Source organism: Kibdelosporangium philippinense (genome assembly GCF_021390435.2).
Classification (GTDB): Bacteria; Actinomycetota; Actinomycetes; order Mycobacteriales; family Pseudonocardiaceae; genus Kibdelosporangium; species Kibdelosporangium philippinense.
On the sequence record NZ_JAJVCN010000003.1, the window covers coordinates 1,918,763 to 1,938,808 of the forward strand.

At 65.7% G+C, this 20,046-nt stretch carries 20 protein-coding genes and 1 pseudogene; 12 read left to right on the plus strand and 9 right to left on the minus strand.

Translation table 11 applies throughout. The features are described from left to right. Positions 1-11: 11 nt before the first annotated feature. The 6 genes from LWC34_RS41195 to LWC34_RS41220 are packed head-to-tail and all read left to right on the plus strand — an operon-like array spanning position 12 to position 5,289. Entirely contained in the window at positions 12-455 is a 444-nt protein-coding gene (locus LWC34_RS41195) for a hypothetical protein (protein ID WP_233730637.1), read from the plus strand. After that, on the plus strand, positions 455-2,203 hold the full coding sequence (locus tag LWC34_RS41200) for a hypothetical protein (RefSeq protein WP_233730638.1): 1,749 nt from the start codon (positions 455-457) through the stop codon (positions 2,201-2,203). The genes LWC34_RS41195 and LWC34_RS41200 overlap by 1 nt, the downstream gene beginning before the upstream one ends. Further along, positions 2,200-2,955 carry an ESX secretion-associated protein EspG gene (locus LWC34_RS41205; protein WP_233730639.1) on the plus strand — a complete coding sequence of 252 codons (756 nt, stop codon included), beginning with the start codon at positions 2,200-2,202 and terminating at the stop codon, positions 2,953-2,955. The genes LWC34_RS41200 and LWC34_RS41205 overlap by 4 nt, the downstream gene beginning before the upstream one ends. Before the next feature lie 13 nt (positions 2,956-2,968). Then, complete coding sequence (locus LWC34_RS41210) at positions 2,969-3,475, plus strand: YbaB/EbfC family nucleoid-associated protein (protein ID WP_233730640.1); 507 nt, start codon at positions 2,969-2,971, stop codon at positions 3,473-3,475. 15 nt (positions 3,476-3,490) lie between these two features. Then, the gene (locus LWC34_RS41215; protein WP_233730641.1) at positions 3,491-3,802 is read left to right on the plus strand and encodes a type VII secretion target; all 312 of its coding nucleotides are present in this window, start codon (positions 3,491-3,493) and stop codon (positions 3,800-3,802) included. Further along, entirely contained in the window at positions 3,799-5,289 is a 1,491-nt protein-coding gene (locus LWC34_RS41220; RefSeq protein WP_233731042.1) for a WXG100 family type VII secretion target, read from the plus strand. Before LWC34_RS41215 ends, LWC34_RS41220 begins: the two co-directional genes overlap by 4 nt. Before the next feature lie 67 nt (positions 5,290-5,356). Here LWC34_RS41220 and LWC34_RS41225 read toward each other — a convergent pair. From LWC34_RS41225 to LWC34_RS41235, 3 genes and pseudogenes are all read right to left on the minus strand, one after another. Continuing rightward, positions 5,357-5,770: pseudogene (locus tag LWC34_RS41225) on the minus strand (SDR family NAD(P)-dependent oxidoreductase); the annotation flags it as partial. 55 nt (positions 5,771-5,825) lie between these two features. Beyond that, positions 5,826-7,001 (minus strand): DUF445 domain-containing protein, encoded by a 1,176-nt coding sequence (locus tag LWC34_RS41230; protein WP_233731016.1) that lies wholly within the window; start codon positions 6,999-7,001, stop codon positions 5,826-5,828. A 51-nt stretch (positions 7,002-7,052) separates the two neighbouring features. Then, positions 7,053-7,991: an oxygenase MpaB family protein gene (locus tag LWC34_RS41235; RefSeq protein WP_233730643.1), complete on the minus strand. Its 939-nt coding sequence runs from the start codon at positions 7,989-7,991 to the stop codon at positions 7,053-7,055. A gap of 129 nt (positions 7,992-8,120) precedes the next feature. Here LWC34_RS41235 and LWC34_RS41240 point away from each other — a divergent pair, with 129 nt between their 5' ends. Beyond that, positions 8,121-9,278, plus strand: coding sequence for a DUF445 domain-containing protein (locus tag LWC34_RS41240; RefSeq protein ID WP_233731017.1), 1,158 nt, complete (start codon positions 8,121-8,123; stop codon positions 9,276-9,278). On the opposite strand, the gene LWC34_RS41245 is transcribed toward LWC34_RS41240, so the two are convergent. The 4 genes from LWC34_RS41245 to LWC34_RS41260 all read right to left on the minus strand — a co-directional run bounded on the left by LWC34_RS41245 (position 9,275) and on the right by LWC34_RS41260 (position 13,052). Then, positions 9,275-10,108: a metal ABC transporter permease gene (locus tag LWC34_RS41245; RefSeq protein ID WP_233730645.1), complete on the minus strand. Its 834-nt coding sequence runs from the start codon at positions 10,106-10,108 to the stop codon at positions 9,275-9,277. The genes LWC34_RS41240 and LWC34_RS41245 overlap by 4 nt on opposite strands. Next, positions 10,108-10,932 carry a metal ABC transporter ATP-binding protein gene (locus LWC34_RS41250; RefSeq protein ID WP_233731018.1) on the minus strand — a complete coding sequence of 275 codons (825 nt, stop codon included), beginning with the start codon at positions 10,930-10,932 and terminating at the stop codon, positions 10,108-10,110. Before LWC34_RS41250 ends, LWC34_RS41245 begins: the two co-directional genes overlap by 1 nt. Next, entirely contained in the window at positions 10,911-11,804 is an 894-nt protein-coding gene (locus tag LWC34_RS41255; RefSeq protein ID WP_233730646.1) for a metal ABC transporter solute-binding protein, Zn/Mn family, read from the minus strand. The genes LWC34_RS41250 and LWC34_RS41255 overlap by 22 nt, the downstream gene beginning before the upstream one ends. Positions 11,805-11,951: 147 nt before the next feature. Next, positions 11,952-13,052, minus strand: coding sequence for an ABC transporter ATP-binding protein (locus tag LWC34_RS41260; RefSeq protein WP_233730647.1), 1,101 nt, complete (start codon positions 13,050-13,052; stop codon positions 11,952-11,954). 270 nt (positions 13,053-13,322) lie between these two features. Between LWC34_RS41260 and LWC34_RS41265 the strand changes: the two genes are divergently transcribed. Then, positions 13,323-14,423: a LacI family DNA-binding transcriptional regulator gene (locus LWC34_RS41265; protein ID WP_233730648.1), complete on the plus strand. Its 1,101-nt coding sequence runs from the start codon at positions 13,323-13,325 to the stop codon at positions 14,421-14,423. A gap of 186 nt (positions 14,424-14,609) precedes the next feature. On the opposite strand, the gene LWC34_RS41270 is transcribed toward LWC34_RS41265, so the two are convergent. Next, positions 14,610-14,894, minus strand: a complete 285-nt coding sequence (locus tag LWC34_RS41270) for a hypothetical protein (protein WP_233730649.1) — start codon at positions 14,892-14,894, stop codon at positions 14,610-14,612. Between the two features lie 242 nt (positions 14,895-15,136). Between LWC34_RS41270 and LWC34_RS41275 the strand changes: the two genes are divergently transcribed. Then, complete coding sequence (locus LWC34_RS41275) at positions 15,137-16,285, plus strand: serine hydrolase domain-containing protein (protein ID WP_233730650.1); 1,149 nt, start codon at positions 15,137-15,139, stop codon at positions 16,283-16,285. A 42-nt stretch (positions 16,286-16,327) separates the two neighbouring features. Here LWC34_RS41275 and LWC34_RS41280 read toward each other — a convergent pair whose 3' ends face one another. Next, complete coding sequence (locus LWC34_RS41280) at positions 16,328-16,999, minus strand: hypothetical protein (protein ID WP_233730651.1); 672 nt, start codon at positions 16,997-16,999, stop codon at positions 16,328-16,330. A 131-nt stretch (positions 17,000-17,130) separates the two neighbouring features. On the opposite strand from LWC34_RS41280, the gene LWC34_RS41285 reads away from it, so the two are divergent. From LWC34_RS41285 to LWC34_RS41295, 3 genes are all read left to right on the plus strand, one after another. After that, complete coding sequence (locus tag LWC34_RS41285; protein ID WP_233730652.1) at positions 17,131-17,622, plus strand: beta-class carbonic anhydrase; 492 nt, start codon at positions 17,131-17,133, stop codon at positions 17,620-17,622. Positions 17,623-17,636: 14 nt separating this feature from the next. Further along, a complete protein-coding gene (locus tag LWC34_RS41290) occupies positions 17,637-18,506 on the plus strand; it encodes an HhH-GPD family protein (RefSeq protein WP_233730653.1) in 870 nt (289 codons plus the stop codon). A 186-nt stretch (positions 18,507-18,692) separates the two neighbouring features. Beyond that, the gene (locus LWC34_RS41295) at positions 18,693-20,030 is read left to right on the plus strand and encodes a transposase (protein ID WP_372496765.1); all 1,338 of its coding nucleotides are present in this window, start codon (positions 18,693-18,695) and stop codon (positions 20,028-20,030) included. Positions 20,031-20,046: the final 16 nt, after the last annotated feature.

Below are 20,046 nucleotides of genomic sequence, written 5' to 3' on the forward strand. Positions count from 1 at the left end.
GGAAACTTCATATGTACGTCGACGACCCTGCAGCCGCCGACGCGCCGAACACTCCTGCTGCCCATGCCGCGACGACGTTGAGCGAGCGCATGGTGGACGTGGCGGCCATGGATGCCGCGGTCAAATCCGGCCAGGTCATGCTCGAACCCGAAGCGGGTCAACGGTTATTGACCACGTTGCGCGGCCAAGCCGACGCCGCGGCCGACTGGCTCAACCGGCTGCGTGGCATGTCGAGGCCCGTGCCGCTGGGCACCAACTGGGTTGGTGAAGCCATGTCCGGCAAGTTCGAGCGCCGCGCTGACGGCGAAGACGTGTCGTTCGTGAACGTGCTGGCGCAGTACCACCAGATGCTGCTCAAGGCACACGACACGGTCGACCACGCGATCAAGAGCTACCAGAGCACCGACCGTGCGTCGGCACAGACGTTCCACGGCGTGTCAGGAGAGCTGGCCTGATGGCAGAAGATCGGCACCACAGCGGATTCGACCAGGACGAGTTCGAACGCTACGACACGTTCGACTCGCCGGTCGCTGGCGAGACCAACCCCGATCGCGAAGGATTCCTCGGCGACTTCGGCCGGTTGCTGGACAAGATCCGGATCGACAACGCGGCGAACAAGCTGGACGACAACGTCTCGCTCGGCGAAGACCGCGTGATCACCGAGTCTGGAAACTGGGCGGCAGTGCCACACCGGCAGCTGTACGACTCGGTGCACATCAACAACAAACCGGCCGAGGCGTACGCGCTGGCCAAGGAGTGGACCGACCTCGGCAACATGATGGCGGAGAACTCCCGCGCCATGGACGAGGCGATCCGCGGCACCGAATCCGGCTGGACCGGCGTCGGCGCGCAGATGGCCCGCGAGTCGACGTTGAAGCTCGCCACCTGGGGCGGCGACGCCGCGCAAACGTCGCAATACATGGGAACCCGCATCGCGGACCAGGGCTTGGCGACCGAACGTGCGAAGGCCGCGATGCCCGAGCCACTCGAGTTCGACTACCGGGCGATGCTCGAGCAGGGCTTCCGCTCGGGCGGTCTCGCCGGTTTCATGTCCGCTGCCAAGGATGTCCAGGTTGCCAGCGAACAGTCCCGGGCGGCGCACGAGCAGGCCGCGCGGGTGATGAGCACCATGGAGAACGAGTCACGGTCTGTTGACGAGACGACGCCGCGGTTCGTGGTTCCGCCGGACGCGACGTCTGGCGACAGTGGCCCGGTGAACGGCCTGCTGCGCTCGCCTTTGGGCGCGAGCGATCCCACGGCGGTGTCGCAGACCAGCTCGCCGAACGGGTTCAGCGGCGCCGGATTGGGCGGGCCAGGCGGCGCGGGTACCGGCGGCACGGGCGGAATTCCCGGCGGACTCGGCGGTGCCGGTGGCCAGGGCGGGTTCCCAGGCGGCGGGCCCAGCGGTGCCGGTGGCTCAGGCGGTTTCCCTGGTGGCTCAGGCGGTTTTCCCGGCGGCGGCCAGGGTGGCTTTCCTGGCGGCTCAGGCTTCCCTGGTGGCGGCGGGCCGGGCTTTCCTGGCGGTTTCCCTGGCCCCGGTGGCATTCCCAGCGGTTCCGGCTCGGGTTCCCCCATTCCCAGCACTGGGACCAGTGCGTCCGGGTTCACGCCGCCACCGATCCCCGGCACCGGCGGTGGACTGCCGAACGACTCGATCAGCCGGGGCAGCACCTTCACCCCACCGAACATCGGCATGCCGAACATCCCTGACGGGCTGTACAACCCGAACACGGGGTCGAAGAGTCCTTACATCCCGCCCGCCATCACCTCCGGCAACCTGCCGCCGACGTTCTTCTCCCCGATCACGGGCGACACCAACGCACCGCGCCTGAACTACGCGGGCGGCGGCATCCCTACCGGTGGCGCGAGCAGCGGCGCGTTCGTGCCGCGTGGAATCGGCGGCGGTGGAATCGGCGGCGGCTTCAGCGCGCCGGGCGGCGCCGCGGGTATCGGCGCGCTCACAGCCGCCGAGGAAGCAGCGATGCGCAGCAACAACAACGTGGCTGGCCGGGCTGGTGCGGCGGGTGCGCCCGGGATGGGCATGGGCCCGATGGGCGGCGCACATCGCGGCGAAGAGGACAAAGAGCACCGCTCGAAGTACGCCACGGGCGAGAAGATCGTCGAGGAGCCCGGCCGGATGGTGCCGCTCGTCATCGGCGAGAAGACCGCCAAGCAGCACAGAGAAGAGCAGCAGCAGACGTGACGGACTTCAGTGTGTCCACACGGGAATTCGACTTCCTGTGGGAGCACCTAGAGCTCGGGCGCATGCCGTATCCGATCGACGTGCCAAGCAACGGCGCGACGATGAGCGAGCGGAACAGAATGCGCGCTGAGGCCATCGATGCCTTGGCGGACAGGGGTTTGCTGCGCGGCCGTCTGCCTGAACTGCTTCAGGTGCTTGCGGCGCCCACGGTGTCGGTCGATACCGTGGGCTTCGCCGACGGCCCGATCAGAGGCCTGGCCGCGGCGAACGGAAGCCAAGGCGTGCTGGCCACAGTGGACGATGACACGGTGTCGGTCAAGGAAATCCGCCACACTTCACTGCCGTGGTCCATTGTGGACGTCCTTCCCGCAGGTGAGGCTAGCACGGGGAACGCGATTTCCGTGCCACATCAGGTTGTGCAGCGTGCGATCGACGGCGACGATGACGATCCGTTCGGCGAGGACGACGAACACAGCGTCCTTGTGCGTCACGGGGTCAGTGCTCAGGACGCGACGGACCTGCTTGAGCTGGCCGACCGCCGTGTCCGAGGTGGACAGTTCGGCGTGACGACGGCCAGTCGGGCAACCAGCACGCGGCCAAGCAGGCAAACCCGGTCGAAAACCATGATCACGTGGTTCGACACCAAGGCAGGGCGGTATCTGATGGTGCACGACGGCGCGTGGGTCAGCATCGCGCCTGCTGGCGCCGACCGGATCGCGAACCGTATCGACGAACTGCTGCGCGCAGCCTGAAAGCGAGACCCTGGTGACAGAAGCGATCAACGACTGGATGGCCGGGTTCGAAGCCCGAATAGCCGAACTGCAGCAGAAATCGGCCACCCTGCAGCAAAACATAGCCGCCTCCGGCGCCACCGCGACCTCCCCCGACGGCAGCGTACGAGTGACGGTCGGCCCAACGGGAGCGTTGGAAAACCTGCAACTGGCGCCATCGACAACGCGTTATCCACCAGCCGAGCTAGCCGGAATCATCATGCGCGCAGCCGCGGAAGCGCAGCGAGAGGCCGCACACCGCGTCGCACAGGCATTCGCCCCAGTCGCCGAAGGCACAGACGCGATGCGAATGCTGCAGGAATTCCTGCCACCCCCACCGGAACACATTTCCGACGCCCCGGTGGACGGCCTTGCCGGAGTCGACGACATCGACGAGCCGCCGCCACCGCCAGCACAGCCTGCACCACCCGTGGCGCCCCCGCCCCGCCCCACCCGTCGACCCTCCACACAGGACGACGACGACTTCGAGCAGCCTTGGTGACGTTGGGAGCACACAGTGCCTGATCAGAGCTATGCGGTGGTCACCGACGAGCTGCGCACGTTCGCGAAGTCGTTGCGCGACACCGCCGAAAAGGTCACGACGTCAGCAGCCGCGGTGCGTGGCGTGAGCTACAACGTGACCACATGGGGAATCGTCGGCCAGCTGTTCTCCATCGGCGCACGCAAAGCCACCGGCGACGCAAGCGCAGCGTTGGAGAAAGGCGCGGCAAGCATCCGCGACGCCGCAACCGGCGTGGACAACTCAGCACAGGCGTACACGGACAACGACACGTTCCTCGTGAACAACAACTTCGGGGGCGACAAGTGAGTACCGAGGCGAAGACCGAAGAAGAGGTCAAACAGGCCTACGAGTACTCGAATTTCAGGCTGGACGACGACAACAAATTCGCGGGCGGCGGCATTGTCGAGTCCTTCGCGGAGCTTGTCGGCGCGGTCAAACAAGAAGGAAAGAACGACGCGGCGCAGATCGCGGTCGCTGGCGTGACAGTCGGCCTCGATGTGCTCGGCATGGTTCTCGACCCACTCGGGACCGTGCTGGCGGCTGGTGTCGGCTGGCTGATCGAGCACATCGGCTTCCTGCGTGAACCGCTGGACCTGCTGATGGGCGACCCGGACGCGATCAAAGCAAACGCGGCCCTGCTGCAAATGGAAGCCGCCAAGTTCAAGCAGTACGCCGCAGAACACGATCAAGCACTGGCGGCGGTGGCAGGCTGGCAGGGCGAAGCAGCCGACACGTTCCGCAAGAGCATGCGTGACCTGTCCAAGGAATTGCAGTCGTACGGCGAAATCGTCTCCGGCACCTCGGGTACAACGGTGAACATGGGCGTCGCCGTCGCCGCGACCCGGGCGCTCGTGCGTGACATCATCGCCACCCTGATCGGCGGCCTGATCGCCGGAGCACTGGCAGCGGTGGCGGCGGCATTCTTCACCTTCGGCGCGTCCATCGCCGGATTCATCGCCACGGCAATAGGTCTGGCGGCATCGACGGCAGCCAAGATCGCCAAGCTGATCTCGAAGGTGACCGGAATCGTCAGCAGGATGTCCAAGCGGATGGCGGACCTCTCGCAATACATGGCCGACGTGGCCAAGCGAATGGAACGCTTCGCCGACGCCGCCCGCCGAAACCCCTGGCGCCCCGGAGGAAGCTGGCAGAACCCGTCGGACGACTTGGCAAACCTGCCGCCGTTCAAGACTTCGCCCAGCTCCGCACCTCCGCCGCCCCCGAAACGTGCCGATTCCGCACCACCCGACTTCGCGGTGCCGCCGCCCCCGAAAACCCCGGAGCCAACACCTCCCCCACGCGCGAACTCGTTGCCTGCCGACGGAACTCCCCCGCCACCACCACCCAAGCGCCAGGACACGGCACCTGCGGGCACCTCGACCTCCAGCACCACACCCAAGGTCGACGACGCACCCCCGCCACCCCCGAAGCGGGCGGACACGATGCCGAACATGCCGCCGCCCAAGGCTGTGCCTGAGAGTTCATGGTCCGCGTGGACGGCTGGCGGTTACCGCAACCAGGAACAGCTGATGCGACCGATCAACGAGCTGAACCGCTTGCCACAGCAGGCAATCGCGGACATCGCCCGAAGGCTGTTCGGAAACAAGCACAGCAATGAGGTGCTGTCAGCTTTGGAGGCCGCGAAGAACATCCGCGAGCCAAGCCACATGGTGACCGTGGGCGGCATGCAAATCCCGCTCGGCGCATTCGGAGCCTCATTCAGCCAGATGGCCAACGAAGCGACGAAGGCAGACGACGGCCGCGAAGAAGCCCGCGAAGCCGCAGGCGCCTGATAAACCCTCGTGAGTGGTTATCCACGTTCTAACACTGATAACCACTCACGAGGTTTTTACAGGAACGACTTCCGATAGTGATGATCCGGCCGTCCGTCCCGAGATGCGCGGCCGCGGCCTGGGACGCAACGAAAGCCGCCTTCACATTGACATTCACAACGAAGTCGAAGTCCGATATGGACAGTTCAGCGATGGGCGCGAACGCCGCCGCACCCGCGTTGTTGACCAGAATGTCCAAGCGACCGAACTCCGCCACGGTCTGGGACACCGCATCCTTGATCGCTTCCGCCGATGCGCTGTCCGCCTGGATCGCCAGTGCGCGGCGGCCGGTTTCCTTGATCTGTTCGACCACGTCCGCGGCGCGGTCCGCGCTTTGGTTGTAGGTGAACGCGACGTCGGCGCCGTCCTGTGCGAGACGGATCGCTGTCGCCGCGCCGATTCCCCTGCTACCCCCGGTGATCAGGGCGACCTTTGTGTTCATAGGTCTATGAAAGCTTGCTCTGGCAAGGAGTTCTGGCGGCTATCCGACACGGCGCTCAGTGCAGCAGTAGCAGCACTTGCAGTTCACCGACCAGGAAGCCGATCACCGCGCCTACCGCGATGAGCTTCCACTCGTCCTGCCGGAACGCGGGTCGCAGCAAGCCTTCGTACTGGATCGGCGTCAGCTGCTGCATCTGCTTGATGATCGTGTTACGGACGTCCAGCGCGTTGCTGGCATAGTCCTCGACATGCTTCACGGTGGTGGGCAGCAGTTCGATGGCGCGCTTGGCGGCGACCTTCTTCATCTCCTGGTACCGGCGTGATCCGACGGTCAGCACGACCAGCGGTTTGACCAGGCTGACCTGCGTGTCGATCGCGCGTTGCACCTCACGCTGCACCAGCGCGAACAACCGGTCGGACTTCGGGCCGGTCAGTACGGCTTCCAGCACGTTCTGCACGGTCAGCACCTCACGGGCGATCAGGTCGCCGTAGTCGTGCGCGACCTCCATCCGGCGGCGCTGGAACATGCCTTGCCATGTGAAGAACAGGAACTTCTTCGGCTCACGCGGGAAAAAGATCATTTTCAGCGCCAGCCAGTCGGTCAGCCAGCCGGTCAGGCCACCGAAGATCGGCATGATCCACGGGCTGTGCGTCAGCGCCCACGCTCCCAGCTGGACAAGCCCGATGATGAAACCGAAATAGATTCCCGAGTGCGCGATGAACCGCATTTCCGGCTGCGCGACGTCCCGGATCAGCCGGTTCAGCAAAGCCTTGTCACGCACCAGGTTGCGCACGGCCATATCGCGGACGTCGAGTACTTCCTCGATATTTCCGGCGATCTCGCGCATCAGCTTCTCGACCACGCGTGGCGCGTCCGCCTGCACCTGCTTGATCAACCGCTGCTGGGCCTGCGCGGGCAGCATCTCCCACAGTTGCGGCTGATACTCGGCCATCAGCTCGCGGGTGACGTCCTCGACCGCACGCCGCAACGGTTCGGAGAGCTCTTCGGCGACCTTGGACGGGTCGAGCCGGGCGAAGATCTCCTGCGGCCGGATCAGATTGGTGGTCAGCAGTTCCATCGCGACGCTGGCCATCCGGTGCGCGTTGCGCGGGATCACGCCCTGCCAGCCGATGAACGTGCCTTTGACGCCGACGAACTCCACTGGCCGATACATCATCTCGATCGCGACGCGCTTGGTGACATAGCCGATCACCGCCGCGATGAACGGCATGGACACGTAGACCACCCACAGTGGAATCAGGATGGCCTCCTCGAAGTCGCCCTAGCCGGTCTGTGACAGTACCTCCGGGCGAGCCGTGGCGCGTTCGTATGCCTGCAATTTGATCGGCGCGTCACCCACGCTGTCGCGCAGCATCTGCAGCAGGACACGCAGCGACCGCCTGGTGATCATCTGGTCGATCGGGTTGTCCGGCAGGCGATACAACGCCTTGGCGAACGGCGGCAACAGGTCGAACGCGGCTTTGTTCAGCAACCTGCTGCCCGCGCGGGCGACTGGGGTCCCGCCGATCGGGCCGGTGAAGAAGCGGACGACGGCCGCGGTTTCCTCGGAGAACGTCAGCTGCGGGCGCATCTCGGCGAAGTACGTGTCCACGTCAGCCGCGGTCTTGGGAACGTCCGTCGCGCCAAGCATCTCGGTGATCACGGCGTACTCGGCGTAGTACCGGTCGACGTCCGCCTTGCTCACCGGGTGCGGGTGGTACCGCAGGTGCGCCTGGATGATCCCGTGCGCCTGTGTCACGCCTGTCCACGTCAGGTGTTCGGACGAGGAGGCGTCGTACGGCCTGCCGTCCGGCATGGTGCCGTGCACGTGCTTGTGCATCCGCCGCACGGTTTGCGCCATCTTCTCGGCGACGGGCTTGCTCGCCCAGCACATCGTGTTGACGAACGACACCGTGCGGCCGAGCCTGCCGAGCGGATCGTCCTTGTAGACCGAGTGCTTGTTCGTGCCGTGCATCGTCGGTTCGTGCAGTGAGCCGAGGATCAGGCCCATCACGCCGCCGACCACACCGGACGGGTCGTCGTGGACGTACCACATGGCCGATTTCGGGCCGAAGAATCCGGGGTCGCCAGGCGGGCCGGTGTACTGCTCGCCGGGCAGCCGGTCGGCGTTCAGCGCCTTTGCCCAGGTCAAGGCGATACTCCGCTTGAGGTTGCCCATCATCGCCAGGTCGCCAACGTCCAACAGTCTCGAAACCAGCACCAGGCCTCCCTGAGACAAAGTGGCCATCTTTGTTTCAATGTCTCACCCGGTGAACGCGCTGTCAACGCGTCCGCCCCAGCAGCCTTCGCTACGGTGATCGCTGTGCCGGACTGGGTGATCTACGTGGCGATGCCGTTCGTCGCGGCCGCGCTCGGGTACGTCACCAAACGGATCGCCATCGAGATGATGTTCCGGCCGCTGCGGTTCGTCGGAATCCCGCGCACATTCATTGGCTGGCAAGGGGTTGTCCCGCGCAACGCCGAGCGGATGATCCGGATCGCGGCCGAGATGCTGGTCGGACGGCTTGTCGACGCGCGCGAGGTGTTCGCACGAGTCGATCCCGACCGGCTGGCGCACGAGCTCGAAACGGCACTGCTGCTCGAAGTGGACGCGATCACCCGCGAAGTGATGGCGACGCATCACCCCGGTCTGTGGGAAGCGCTGCCGGTACTGGCGCAGGACGTGGTCGTCAAACAAGTCCAGGCAGGCTCACCCGAGGCCGTCCGCAAGATCGTCGAAGCCTTGCAGGACAACATCGACCAGGTGCTGGACATCAAGGAGCTCGCGGTCAGCGTGCTGCGCCGCGATCCGGCGCTGATGGTCCGGCTGATCAAGGACATCTCCCAGCCGGAGATGGCGTTCATCGCCCGCTCGGGCATCTACTTCGGCTTCGCGCTCGGTCTCGTCCAGACGCTTGTCTGGGCGTTGACCAAGGAGCCGCTTGTGCTGCCGTTGTTCGGGATGTGCATCGGCTGGTTCACCGACTGGCTGGCCATCAAACTCGTGTTCTTCCCGCGTGAACGGAAGTTCGGGTTCCAGGGGATCTTCCAGAAGCGCCGCGACGAGGTCGCCGAGCAGTACGGCAAGCTGGTCGCCGACGAGGTGATGACCGTGCCGAACATCCTCGACTCCGTCCTCAATGGACCACGGGCCGACCGGCTGAAAGCCTTGGTGGAGCGGGTCGTTCAGGAAACCGTCGACGAGCAGGCAGAGCTGGCGCGGCCGCTGGTGGTCACCGCGATCGGCGAACACCGCCTCAAGCAGATGAAGCGCGACGCGGCGATGAAGGCTGTGCAGCGCCTGCCCGACACGATCCGGCACGCCGAGGACTACCTGACCAAGACCCTGGACGTCGGCAACACGATCGCGACCAAGATGCACGACCTGACCAGGGTCGAGTACGAAGAGCTGCTGCGGCCGGCGTTCCGCCGTGACGAGTGGAAGCTCATCGCGGTCGGCGCGATCATCGGCTTCGCCGTCGGCGAGCTGCAGGTGCTGCTGCTTTAGGCGGCCACGCGCACGCGCGAGTAAAGCCGCGCGCCGATGTAGATCAGGAACGAGATCGCAGTGACGAACGCACTGACCGGCACACCGGGCGAGAGCGACAGAATGATTCCGCCTAGTACGGCCACTTCCGCGAACACGACCGACAGAATCGTTGCCCGCAAAGGGCTCGCGGTCATCCGTGCGGCTGCCGCGGCAGGCGTCACCATCAACGAGAGCACGAGCAAGGCGCCCACGGTCTGCACGCCCAGCGCAGTCGCGACACCCACGAGCACGGCGAAAATCGGGGCAAGGACGCCGGTCGGCACGCCACGAGCCTTGGCCACGTCCGGGTCGACCGAGGCGAACATCAACGGCCGGTAGATGACGGAAAGCGCGGCGAGCACGACGACCGCGCACACCGCGAGCAACAGGATCGAGCTTCGGTCCACGGTGATGACCTGGCCGAACAGCAAGCCGAATTTGTTGGACGCGCGGCCGGGGTACAGCCACAGGAACAGCACACCAAGGCCAAGCCCGAACGCCAGCACCACGCCGATCACCGAGTCGTGCTCGGAACCCTTGCGTGCCATCAATCCGAGCACAAGCGCGGCGACGATCGCACCAGCCAGCGCGCCGAAACCCACGCCGACGCCGAGCAACAAAGCCGCCGCACCACCGGTCACGGCCAACTCGCTCGTGCCGTGCACCGAGAAGGCCATGTTCCGGCTGACGATCAACGGACCGAGCACGCCCGCGAGCACGCCCAGAATCGCCGCGGCGATCAGCGCGTCCTGCACGAAGCCGTACTGCAGGGCTTCGACGGTCCTGTCGAAGTCGAAGAACTTGTCCATCAATCCACCTGCAGGTGATGATGCGGCTGGTCGGACTCGACGCAGCCCTGCGCGCCGACCACGATGATCTGGCCGCGGACCCGGACCACGTCGATCCGCGTGCGGTAGAGCTCGGAGAGCACCTCGGAGGTCATCACCTCGTCCGGCGTGCCGATCCGGAATCGCCCGTCGACCAGGTAGAGCACCCGGTCGACCAACGGCAGGATCGGGTTGATCTCGTGCGTCACGAACAGCACCGACGTCCCGGCCTCGGTCGTGCGCTTGTCGATCAACTGGCTGACCGCCTGCTGGTGCGCCAGGTCCAACGACAGCAACGGCTCGTCGCAGAGCAGCACGTCCGGATCGCTCACAAGCGCCTGAGCGACCCGCAAACGCTGCTGCTCGCCGCCGCTGAGCAGGCCGACGGGCCGGTTCGCGAAGGCAGTGCCGCCAACCGCGTCGATCGCCTCGTTGACGCGCTGCCTGCGCTCGCGCATGCCTTTGAAGCCGATTCCCCATCGGTGGCCGTCGTAGCCCAATGAGACCAAGTCGCGGCCACGCAACGTGATCGTCGGGTCGAGCGCCCGCTGCTGCGGGATGTAGCCGACCCGCGTGTCCTGCGGCGTCTTGATCGAGCCGCCGGTGAGCTTCTGCAGGCCGAGCAGCACGCGCAGCAGGCTCGTCTTGCCCGAGCCGTTCGGGCCGAGCACCGCGACGAACTCGCCCTGCTTGAGCTCGAGATCCAGGCCCGACCAAAGGGTGCGTTTGCCGTAGGCCAGGGTGGCGCCACGCAGGGCGACCCTGGTCGGTGCCTGCGTCGTCGTTACTTCGTCAGCGCGCTGGATAGCGCATCCACCTGCTTCGTCATCCAGTCCACGTAACCGCTGACCCCCGCCGGCAAGGTCTCGGTGACCTGCACGATCGGGATCCCAGCCGACGTGGCGGCGTCGTCGAGCTGGTTGGTCACCGGCGTCTCGGTCTGCTCATTATTGACCAGCGCGGCGACCTGCTTGTTCTTGACCAAGTCCGTGGTCTGCGCGATCGCGGTCGCCGGCGGGTCGGTCTCCTCCTCGACGGCCTTGGAGAACTCCTCCGGCGTCGCGTTGCGAACACCCGCGGTTTCCAGCAAATACTCCGGCACTGGCTCGGTGACGACAACCTGAACGCCCGGCTTCGCCGTGCCGATCTGGCTGGCTTTGGTGATCAAGGCGTCGATCTGGCCGTCGAAGGTCTTGGCGTTCGCGGTGAACGTGTCCTTGCGATCTGGCGCGATCGCGCCGAGTTCCGCGGCGATCTTGTCCGCGACCTGCTTGACCGTCGGCAGGTCGTACCAGACGTGCTCGTTGGTGCCCTCGGGCTTGCCGGACACGTCGAAGGCGACGATCGTGCGCGCGTCCCGCCCGGCCTCGCTGACCAGGGCCTCGAAGAAGTCGTCGTAGCCGCCACCGTTGGAGATCGCCAGTTTGGCGTCCTTCACCGCGGTCGCGTCGGTCGCGCTGCTCTGGTACGAGTGCGGGTCCGCCGAGGGGTCGTTGAGCAACGACTTCACGTCGACCTGGTCGCCGCCGACGGCCTGCGCCACGCTGCCCCAGACGTTCGTCGAGGCGACCACGGCGATCTTGCCGCCCGGCTGCTGCGGTGCCGCGCCCGTCTCGGAGCTGCAACCGGCAAGCACGAGGGCCACGGCCGCGATCGACCCTACGAGTCGGGGACTCATGCGTACTCCTGAATGGAAATGGAAACCGTTGTCGTCTTGGGTCAGTCTACGACACCTTCGATGATTTCCTTCCACCATTCGAGTGACGCCCACTACAGAAAGCGACCCCCGCCGAAATTCGGCGAGGGTCGCGTTCAGCTGTCAATCTCAGTCGGTGAGCCGCTCGCCCGTCTCCGGGTGGAACAGGTGCACCTCGCTGGCGTCCCGGACCGCGATCTTGACGTTCTGGCCAAGCTGCGGCGGGGTACGGCCGTCGACACGCACGACGAACCGCTCCGAGCCTTCGCCGATCTTCACGGCGCCGTGCACGAGTGCGTCGGCACCGAGCTCCTCGACGAGCTCGACGGTCATGTCGATGCCCTCTTCCTCAACGCTGGCCAGCCGCAGCGACTCTGGCCGGATGCCGAAGGTCACCGTGGTCAGGCCCGCGCTCTGTGCGGCGGAAAGAGCCGAACGCTCAAGCGGCACGACAATGCCGTCGAGCTTGGCGCCCTCAGCCGCGAGCGGCACGGTCTTGAGGTTCATCGCAGGCGAGCCGATGAAGCCGGCCACAAAGGCGTTGGCCGGCTTGTCGTACAGCGCACGCGGGGTGTCGCACTGCTGCAGGAGACCGTCCTTCAGCACGGCGACGCGGTGCCCCATCGTCATGGCCTCGACCTGGTCGTGCGTGACGTAGATCGTGGTCGTGCCGAGGCGCTGCTGGAGAGCCGCGATGTTCGCACGGGTCTCCACCCTGAGCTTGGCGTCCAGGTTGGACAGCGGCTCGTCCATCAGGAAGACGCTTGGCTCACGCACGATGGCGCGACCCATCGCGACACGCTGCCGCTGGCCACCGGAGAGGGCCTTCGGCTTGCGGTCGAGGTACTTGGTCAGATCGAGCATGGCGGCCGCCTCGGCCACCTTGTCCTTGATTTCGGTCTTGGGCGTGCCACGCAGTTTGAGAGCGAAGCCCATGTTCTCGGCGACCGTCATGTGCGGGTAGAGCGCGTAGGACTGGAACACCATCGCGATGTCCCTGCCCTTCGGCGGCACGTTGGTGACGTCCTTGCTACCGATCTGGATCGTCCCCTCGTCGACGTCCTCAAGACCTGCGAGCATCCGCAGCGCCGTCGACTTGCCCGACCCTGACGGGCCGACCAGAACCAGGAACTCGCCGTCAGCGACATCCAGGTCAAGCTGGTCCACCGCGCGCACCGGCGGGTTGCCGGCGAACACCCTGGACGCGCCCACGTACGAGACCTCGGCCATCTGTGTTGTTCCCTTCGGTTACTGCTGTGTTCTCGCTCACCGTAGCTGGTCTTTTGTGATACGTCAGCCATCAGCGCGTATCGAAGTGGTGTAGACCAAAGTAACCGGTTACCCACTGCTATCCGACGTTTCTACCAGGCTTCTTCGCGCTTTTGTATGGTCTAGACCAACAGGTGGAATTTCGTCGCCTGGACCTCGGGAAACAACGAAGTGATCTAGTCACCCTTCAGCGGACTTCTGCAATTGGTTCTGAACCGTTACCGTCACCGCATGGCGCGGTCAATACATGTACGGCGACCGGCGACGCTGGCCTCGCTGGCGGCCGAACTGGGGGTCTCCCGGACAACGGTCTCCAATGCCTACAACCGGCCTGACCAGCTGTCTCCAGAGCTTCGCCGAAGGGTGCTGGAGACCGCAAGGCGGTTGGGCTACCCGGGTCCTGACCCGGTGGCAAGGTCACTGCGGACCCGCAAAGCGGGCGCGGTGGGCCTGTTGCTGACCGAAAACCTCTCATACGCGTTCCGCGACCCAGCGGCGCTGGGATTCCTGGAAGGTCTGGCACTGGCATGTGAAGGCGCGGGCCAAGGCCTGCACCTGGTGCCGGTGAATCCGGAACGAGAAGACGTCGCGGCGGTCCATAGGGCCGGAGTAGACGGTTTCGTAGTGTATTCCGTGCCGGACGACGACCCGCATTTGGCGGCCGTACTTTCCCGCCCGGTGCCAACGGTGATAGCGGACCAGCCGCACATCGAAGGCGTCGACTGCGTCGGGATCGACGACGGAACCGCGATCACGGAGTTGGCCAAAAAGCTGATCACCCTCGGCCACCGACGGATCGGCGTGGTGTGCATGCGCCTGGCCCGTGACCGAAACGACGGCTTCGCACCGGTGGAAAGGCAGCAGAGCGCGCATTTTCACGTCCAGCGGACCCGGCTGAGCGGGTTGGCCAAGGCTTTCGAGACCGTTGGGGTCGACTGGGCTTCGGTGCCCGTCGTCGAACGGTTCGACCACAGCAGCGCGATGGGCGCTTCGGCCGCCGCCCAGCTGCTCGACTCCGACTCGCAGATCACAGCTTTGATTTGCACCTCGGACATATTGGCGCTCGGGGCTTTGGCCGAGGCCAAACGTCGGGGGCTTCGGGTGCCACAGGACCTGACGATCACCGGGTTCGATGGGATCGTCGAGGCTGAGCGGGTTGGGCTCACCACCGTTCGCCAGCCCGTGCTCGAGAAGGGCAAGGCCGCTGGACGGCTGCTTTTGAGCCCTTCCGAACGGACCCGGCCCCGCAGCATCACGCTGGAAACCGAGTTCTTGCCCGGCATCACCGCCGCTCCTCCCCGGACGACGGAGGAACGCTGGTTCGGGCCCTAAGGGGTCGGCGCGGGTTCACGGACTGACAGGTTCACGGCTCGGTGGGTTCACGGGCTGGGCGGGTCCGCGGGTCGGTAGCGGTTCACAGGTCGGCAGGTCGGCGGGTCATCCGGCGCACGGGCCCGTCGGCCCTCGAATCGGCAGGTTCACAGGTCGGCGAGTTCGCAGGTTCGGAGATCAGCGGGTTCACGGGTCGGCGGCTTCACGGGCTGGCCCCCGGCTGCGCAGGACTGACGGGTTCGCTGGCTCGGCCCTGAGATCGGCACGTCCACTGGCCGCCGGTTCAGGGACGGCGGGTTCGAGGTTTCGCGGGTTCGGCCTCCGACGTGACGAGCAGCGGGCCCAGCGTTCGCCGAGCTTGCGCACGTCCTCCTGAATGGCCTGCTGCAGTTGGGGCGAGCCCGCGGGCGACGGCCCGCACCACGCCCTGCCCGCAGCAAGCCTGCGGTAGGGCGGTAGGCCCGCGGTCACCTCAGGAGCTGAGCGGCCCCAGAGCTGCCAGCCCCCACGGGCACATAAAAGAGTGGTCGACCATCGTCAGCTCCTGTGGCGCCCGAACGCCACGCCACGCCGCCCCCGCGTGCCTTCCAAACTCGGCAACGAACGCGCCAGCCAACCAGTTCCGACCTTCCCCCAGTGGTGTCAGCAGTGACGGGCAGTGATGTCAGAGCGATGACTGCGCGGCGTCAGGACGGAGCTAGATCGTTGCCGTCATGACGAAGAACCTCCGCAAGGTAGCGGTCGCAGCACTGACAGTAACCATGTTAGCCGGGGCGGCAACTGCGGCTGCCGCCGGGCAAGACCACTCGGAACTGCAGAAGGTCATGCGGGAAGTGGTGGACGCGGGTGCGGTCGGCATTCAGCTGCGGGTCCACGACCAGCGAGGAGAGTGGACCGGCAGCGCCGGGGTACGCAAGCTGGGCAGCACCGCCAAGCCGCCAACCAACGGGCGGTTCCGGATCGGCAGCAGCACCAAAACCTTCGTGGCCACCGTGGTGCTGCAACTGGTGGCGGAAGGCAAAGTCGGGCTGGACACCTCGGCGGCCCGCTACCTCCCCGAGTTCGCGATGGACCCGAGGATCACGGTCCGGATGCTGCTTCAGCACACCAGTGGGGTGTTCAACCTCACCGGCGAGTACTACCCCGATGGGACGGTAGTCCCCGGGATTACCTGGAACGGCAAGGAATGGGTGGAGAACACCCGATTCAAGACCTATCGCCCGGACGACCTGGTCCGGTTCGCCTTGGCTAAGTCTGCACGGTTCGCGCCGGGGACGGACTGGAGTTACTCGAACACCAACTACGTGATCGCCCGGCTGCTGATTGAAAACGTGACCGGCCGGTCGTTCAACGACGAGTTGCAGCGCTGGATCTTGCGGCCCCTCAGGCTCCACAACACCTTCTCGCCGGGCACCGACCCGGAGATCCCGGGGCCGCATGCCCACAGCTATTACCAGTACGACAGCAAAACAGTCGACGTCACGCGCCAGAATCCATCCTGGATCTCCAGTGCCGGGGACATGATCTCGACAACCGAGGATCTGCACACGTTCTTCGGCGCGCTGGTGGGCGGCCAGCTTCTCCCGGCCGCGCTGCTGGCTGAGATGCGCACGCCGCACCCGGACCCTAAGGCATTGGGTTACGGGCTCGGCATGTTCGTGCAAGACGCGGGCTGTGGCGTCACCGTTCTCAATCATGGCGGTGGTGTTCAGGGTGCCGCGACCTTGATGTACAGCACGCCCGACCGCAGCAAGACCCTCGAGGCGTCGGTGACCTGGGTGGACGACGACGCGATGGCCACAGCAGTGGCAATCAAGAACACCCTGCCGAAGGTGCTCAACGAAGTGTTCTGTAGCAGGTGACCGAAACGGCCGAGCAGGATGCAGCCCTGCTCGGCCGTTGAATCACATGAGGACTAGGGGCACCGGCGCACTCGTCAACCCGCCGACCTTTCCGACGACGTGATACGTGCCTGCCGGGACCGAGGATCTGCGCGTCGGACACCCGGGCGCTGACGTTCTGCCTGCCCATCTCACTTCGTAGTCGCGGCGCTCGCCTGGTTGCAGGATTCGGATGTCGGCTTCGTTCGCCGTGTAGCAGTCTTTGCTCGACCAGATTCGGGTCGCTCCGTCCACTGTGGTGATGAGGGTCTCGCGCAGCGAACGGCTGATGTCTCTTGTGCACGGGACTGCACCTGAGTTGGCCACCACGAGTCTCAGCAGGGGCCGTTGGCCTACGTGGTACTGCTGCGCGCCGAGTTCCATCGAGATCTGCATTGCCGAGTCGGGGCATGGCAGGTTCGGGTCCGGTGGTGGCGGGGGTGGCGATGTTGTTGTGGTGACAGCGCTGGTCGGCGCTGCCGAGGAGGTCGAGGACGTCGTTGACCCCGGCGGGGATGACGGCGGCGGGCTCGACGGCGGCTGCGACTCCCGCACGCCTGCGTTGGTGTCTTCGACCTTTTGCGACCCGTCTCCGAAAAATCCACCGGCGGCCCAGCCGAGCACCACGAGTGCGACGACCACACCGCCGATAGCGACCATGCGCCGACGCCAGTAGATAGACGCCTGCTCATTCATGCTGGAAAAGTAACTCCGCGACTACCGCGGGTTGTGGATCTTACATTCACTAGATCGGGTTGTGTTCGTCATCGTGACGTCCATCTACCGACAATTGCGCGATGCCGCCCCGACCATGTTCCATCGAGGGTATGAGTGCGATCGACGAGCTACTGCGCCGAAATTCGAGCCTGACCGAGCGGACGCTCGGTGACCGCTCGACTCCGCAGCCTTCGATGCAGATCGCCTTACTGACCTGCATGGACGCGCGAATCCGGGTCTTCGCGATCTTCGGGCTGCGAGAGGGCGAAGCGCACGTTCTGCGCAATGCGGGCGGCGTGGTCACCGACGACGTGGTGCGTTCGCTGGCGTTGAGCCAGCGCAAACTGGGCACGCGCGAGGTGATGATCGTCCAGCACACCAACTGCGGACTGCAAACGGTCACCGAGGACGGTTTCAAGGACGAGCTCGAAGAGGCCAGCGGGTTGCGGCCGACGTGGTCGGTCGAAGCGTTCCGCGAGGTCAAGGACAGCGTGCGGACGTCGATGAACCGGGTGCGGCACGCGATCTACCTTCCGCACAAGGAGTTGGTCCGCGGCTTCGTCTATGACGTGCACACCGGCGAGCTGACCGAGGTCGTCTGACAGAATTCCCGTCGATGGATGCATTATTGATCGACTGGTACTCACACAACAAACGCGACCTGCCGTGGCGTCAGCCCGCCACGAGCGCGTGGGGTGTGTTGGTCAGCGAGATCATGCTGCAGCAGACACCGGTCGCGCGGGTCGCGCCGATCTGGCTCGAGTGGATGGATCGCTGGCCGGTGCCGTCCAAGCTCGCCGCGGTGTCGCAGGGTGAAGTCGTGCGGGCGTGGGGGAAACTCGGCTATCCGCGCCGGGCGCTCCGCTTGCACGAGGCCGCTGGCGTGATCGCCAAGGACCACAACGACATCGTTCCGTCCGATGTGGACACTCTGCTCGCGCTGCCGGGCATTGGCGCGTACACGGCTCGCGCGGTGGCGGTTTTCGCTTACGGGCAAAGGGCTCCGGTGGTGGACACGAACGTCCGGCGCGTTGTCGCCCGCGCCGTGCACGGCGCGGGCGACGCCGGTCCCGCATCGAACACACGGGACATGGCTGACGTCGAGAAACTGTTGCCTGTCGACGTCGCCGATGCCGCGACGATGTCCATCGCGCTGATGGAACTCGGCGCTTTGATCTGTACCGCGAAGAACCCGCGCTGTGTTGACTGTCCATTGTTGACAGACTGCGCGTGGCAGAAGGCGGGACGGCCGGAGTACGCCGGGCCGCTGAAGCCGGTTCAGCGCTTCGCCGGAACCGATCGTCAGGTCCGTGGGCTGCTGCTGGATGTCTTGCGGGACACCGACGGGCCGGTCGAACGGGCGCGGCTGGACGCGGTGTGGGCGGACTCGGCGCAACGCGACCGCTGCCTGGACTCACTGCTGGTCGACGGCCTGATGGAGCAAACCCCGCAAGGCCTCTTCGCATTGCCTGGTGAGCACTCGTGAGTGTTTTCGCCGGTCTGGTGTTTTAACGTTCCGGGTGGTTGATCTTTGACATGGAGGCGGCCACCGCTCGATGATCTTGGTTCCTTCCACAGAACTTTGATCACGAAAGCGGTGGCCGTGTCTGGCAGTGTGCCTGATGGATCCCTTGTAGGCCAACTCCGGCGGCTGCGGCGGTTCCGCCGGGCGGTGTATGAGTCGTTCACGAGGTGGCCGGATGTGTTGTTCGAGATGGTGGACGCGTTGTTGTGTCATCCGGGCCGGTTGGAGTCGTTGCCGTATCTAAGCTTGGAGCCGGTGTTGCGGCGTGGGCATGGCAGTGTGTATGCCGCGTTGGATCGGGGCCGGATCGACGCCGCGGTGTTGGCGGGTGTGTTGGCGGGTGTGGTGGATCGGTCCTCGGGGCTGGTGTTCGCGTTGGATTGTTCGCAGTGGCCGCGTCCGGATGCGCCGACCAGCCCGGACCGGACGTTGAACTACGACGCGGGCAAGGATGTTGGCGGTGGCAGCGGGGTGGTGACTCCGGGCTGGTGGTTTCAGTGGCTGGCCGCGACCGGGACGAGCGGTTCGTCGTGGGCGTCGCCGGTGGCGGTGGCGCGTATCGCGGTGGGTGAGAACCACAATGTGGTTGCTGTCGGGCAGATCGAGGCGTTGCTGAAGCAGGTGGCTGCCGACCGGGACCCGGACGGTGGTGATGATGGTGGTGGTCTGGTTCCGATTGTGTGTGCTGACGGGGACTACAGCCCGGTGTATCTGGGTGGCCGGTTGACCGGCGAGCGGGTGCAGATCGTGGTCCGGTTGCGTAAGGACGCGGTGGTGATGGCCGATCCGCCGCCGCGGGAACCAGGCACGATCGGGCGGCCGCGAGTGCACGGGCCAAAGATGAAACTGTCCGATCGCCGTAGCTGGCGTGACCCGGACGAATACCTCGCGGTGCCCGCCGAGCCTGGGCGGGCCGCGGTGAGTGTGTCGGTGTGGCATGGGATGCACCCGCGTGCCTCGGAATCGGCGGCACTGCGGGAACCTGGCTACCGGCCCGGGTACTCCCGCCCGGTGACCCGGGGCAGTGTGGTCTGGGTGTGTTCGGCCGACCCGGCGTACCCGCCGATGTGGTTGTTCTGGACCGGGCCTGAGGGCTCGTTCGATCTTGACCGGGTGTGGCGGGCGTATCTGCGCCGTTACGGCATCGAGCACCTCTTCCGGTTCCTCAAGCAATACCTGGCTTGGACCCGCCCTCGAGTGCGTGGCCCCGAGCAAGCCGAGCGGTGGAGTTGGCTGGTGGCTGTGGCTTATGTTCACCTGGTCCTGGCGCGTGGGCTCATCGCCGATCAGCGACTGTCCTGGGAACGACGCCGGGGACCGCTCAGCCCGCTACGGGTCAAACGCGGGTTTCGTGGGCTTCATCCGCGCCTGGGATCTCCGGCGAAACCGCGAAAACCTTCACGGCCCGGTCCGGGCCGCCCGACAGGGCATACATCCATCCCCGCGACGCGGCATCGCATCGTCCGTCCAGTGACAAAAACCTAAACCCAGCAACGAAAGC

What these genes read in the sequence shown, in the direction of transcription:
- LWC34_RS41195 (WP_233730637.1), top strand. Translation starts at nt 12, where the DNA reads ATGTACGTCGACGACCCTGCAGCCGCCGACGCGCCGAACACTCCTGCT.
- LWC34_RS41280 (WP_233730651.1), bottom strand. Translation starts at nt 16,999, where the DNA reads ATGAATGAGCAGGCGTCTATCTACTGGCGTCGGCGCATGGTCGCTATC.
- LWC34_RS41245 (WP_233730645.1), bottom strand. Translation starts at nt 10,108, where the DNA reads ATGGACAAGTTCTTCGACTTCGACAGGACCGTCGAAGCCCTGCAGTAC.
- LWC34_RS41265 (WP_233730648.1), top strand. Translation starts at nt 13,323, where the DNA reads ATGGCGCGGTCAATACATGTACGGCGACCGGCGACGCTGGCCTCGCTG.
- LWC34_RS41290 (WP_233730653.1), top strand. Translation starts at nt 17,637, where the DNA reads ATGGATGCATTATTGATCGACTGGTACTCACACAACAAACGCGACCTG.
- LWC34_RS41255 (WP_233730646.1), bottom strand. Translation starts at nt 11,804, where the DNA reads ATGAGTCCCCGACTCGTAGGGTCGATCGCGGCCGTGGCCCTCGTGCTT.
- LWC34_RS41200 (WP_233730638.1), top strand. Translation starts at nt 455, where the DNA reads ATGGCAGAAGATCGGCACCACAGCGGATTCGACCAGGACGAGTTCGAA.
- LWC34_RS41230 (WP_233731016.1), bottom strand. Translation starts at nt 7,001, where the DNA reads ATGCCGTTCATCGCGGCGGTGATCGGCTATGTCACCAAGCGCGTCGCG.
- LWC34_RS41260 (WP_233730647.1), bottom strand. Translation starts at nt 13,052, where the DNA reads ATGGCCGAGGTCTCGTACGTGGGCGCGTCCAGGGTGTTCGCCGGCAAC.
- LWC34_RS41240 (WP_233731017.1), top strand. Translation starts at nt 8,121, where the DNA reads ATGCCGTTCGTCGCGGCCGCGCTCGGGTACGTCACCAAACGGATCGCC.
- LWC34_RS41285 (WP_233730652.1), top strand. Translation starts at nt 17,131, where the DNA reads ATGAGTGCGATCGACGAGCTACTGCGCCGAAATTCGAGCCTGACCGAG.
- LWC34_RS41275 (WP_233730650.1), top strand. Translation starts at nt 15,137, where the DNA reads ATGACGAAGAACCTCCGCAAGGTAGCGGTCGCAGCACTGACAGTAACC.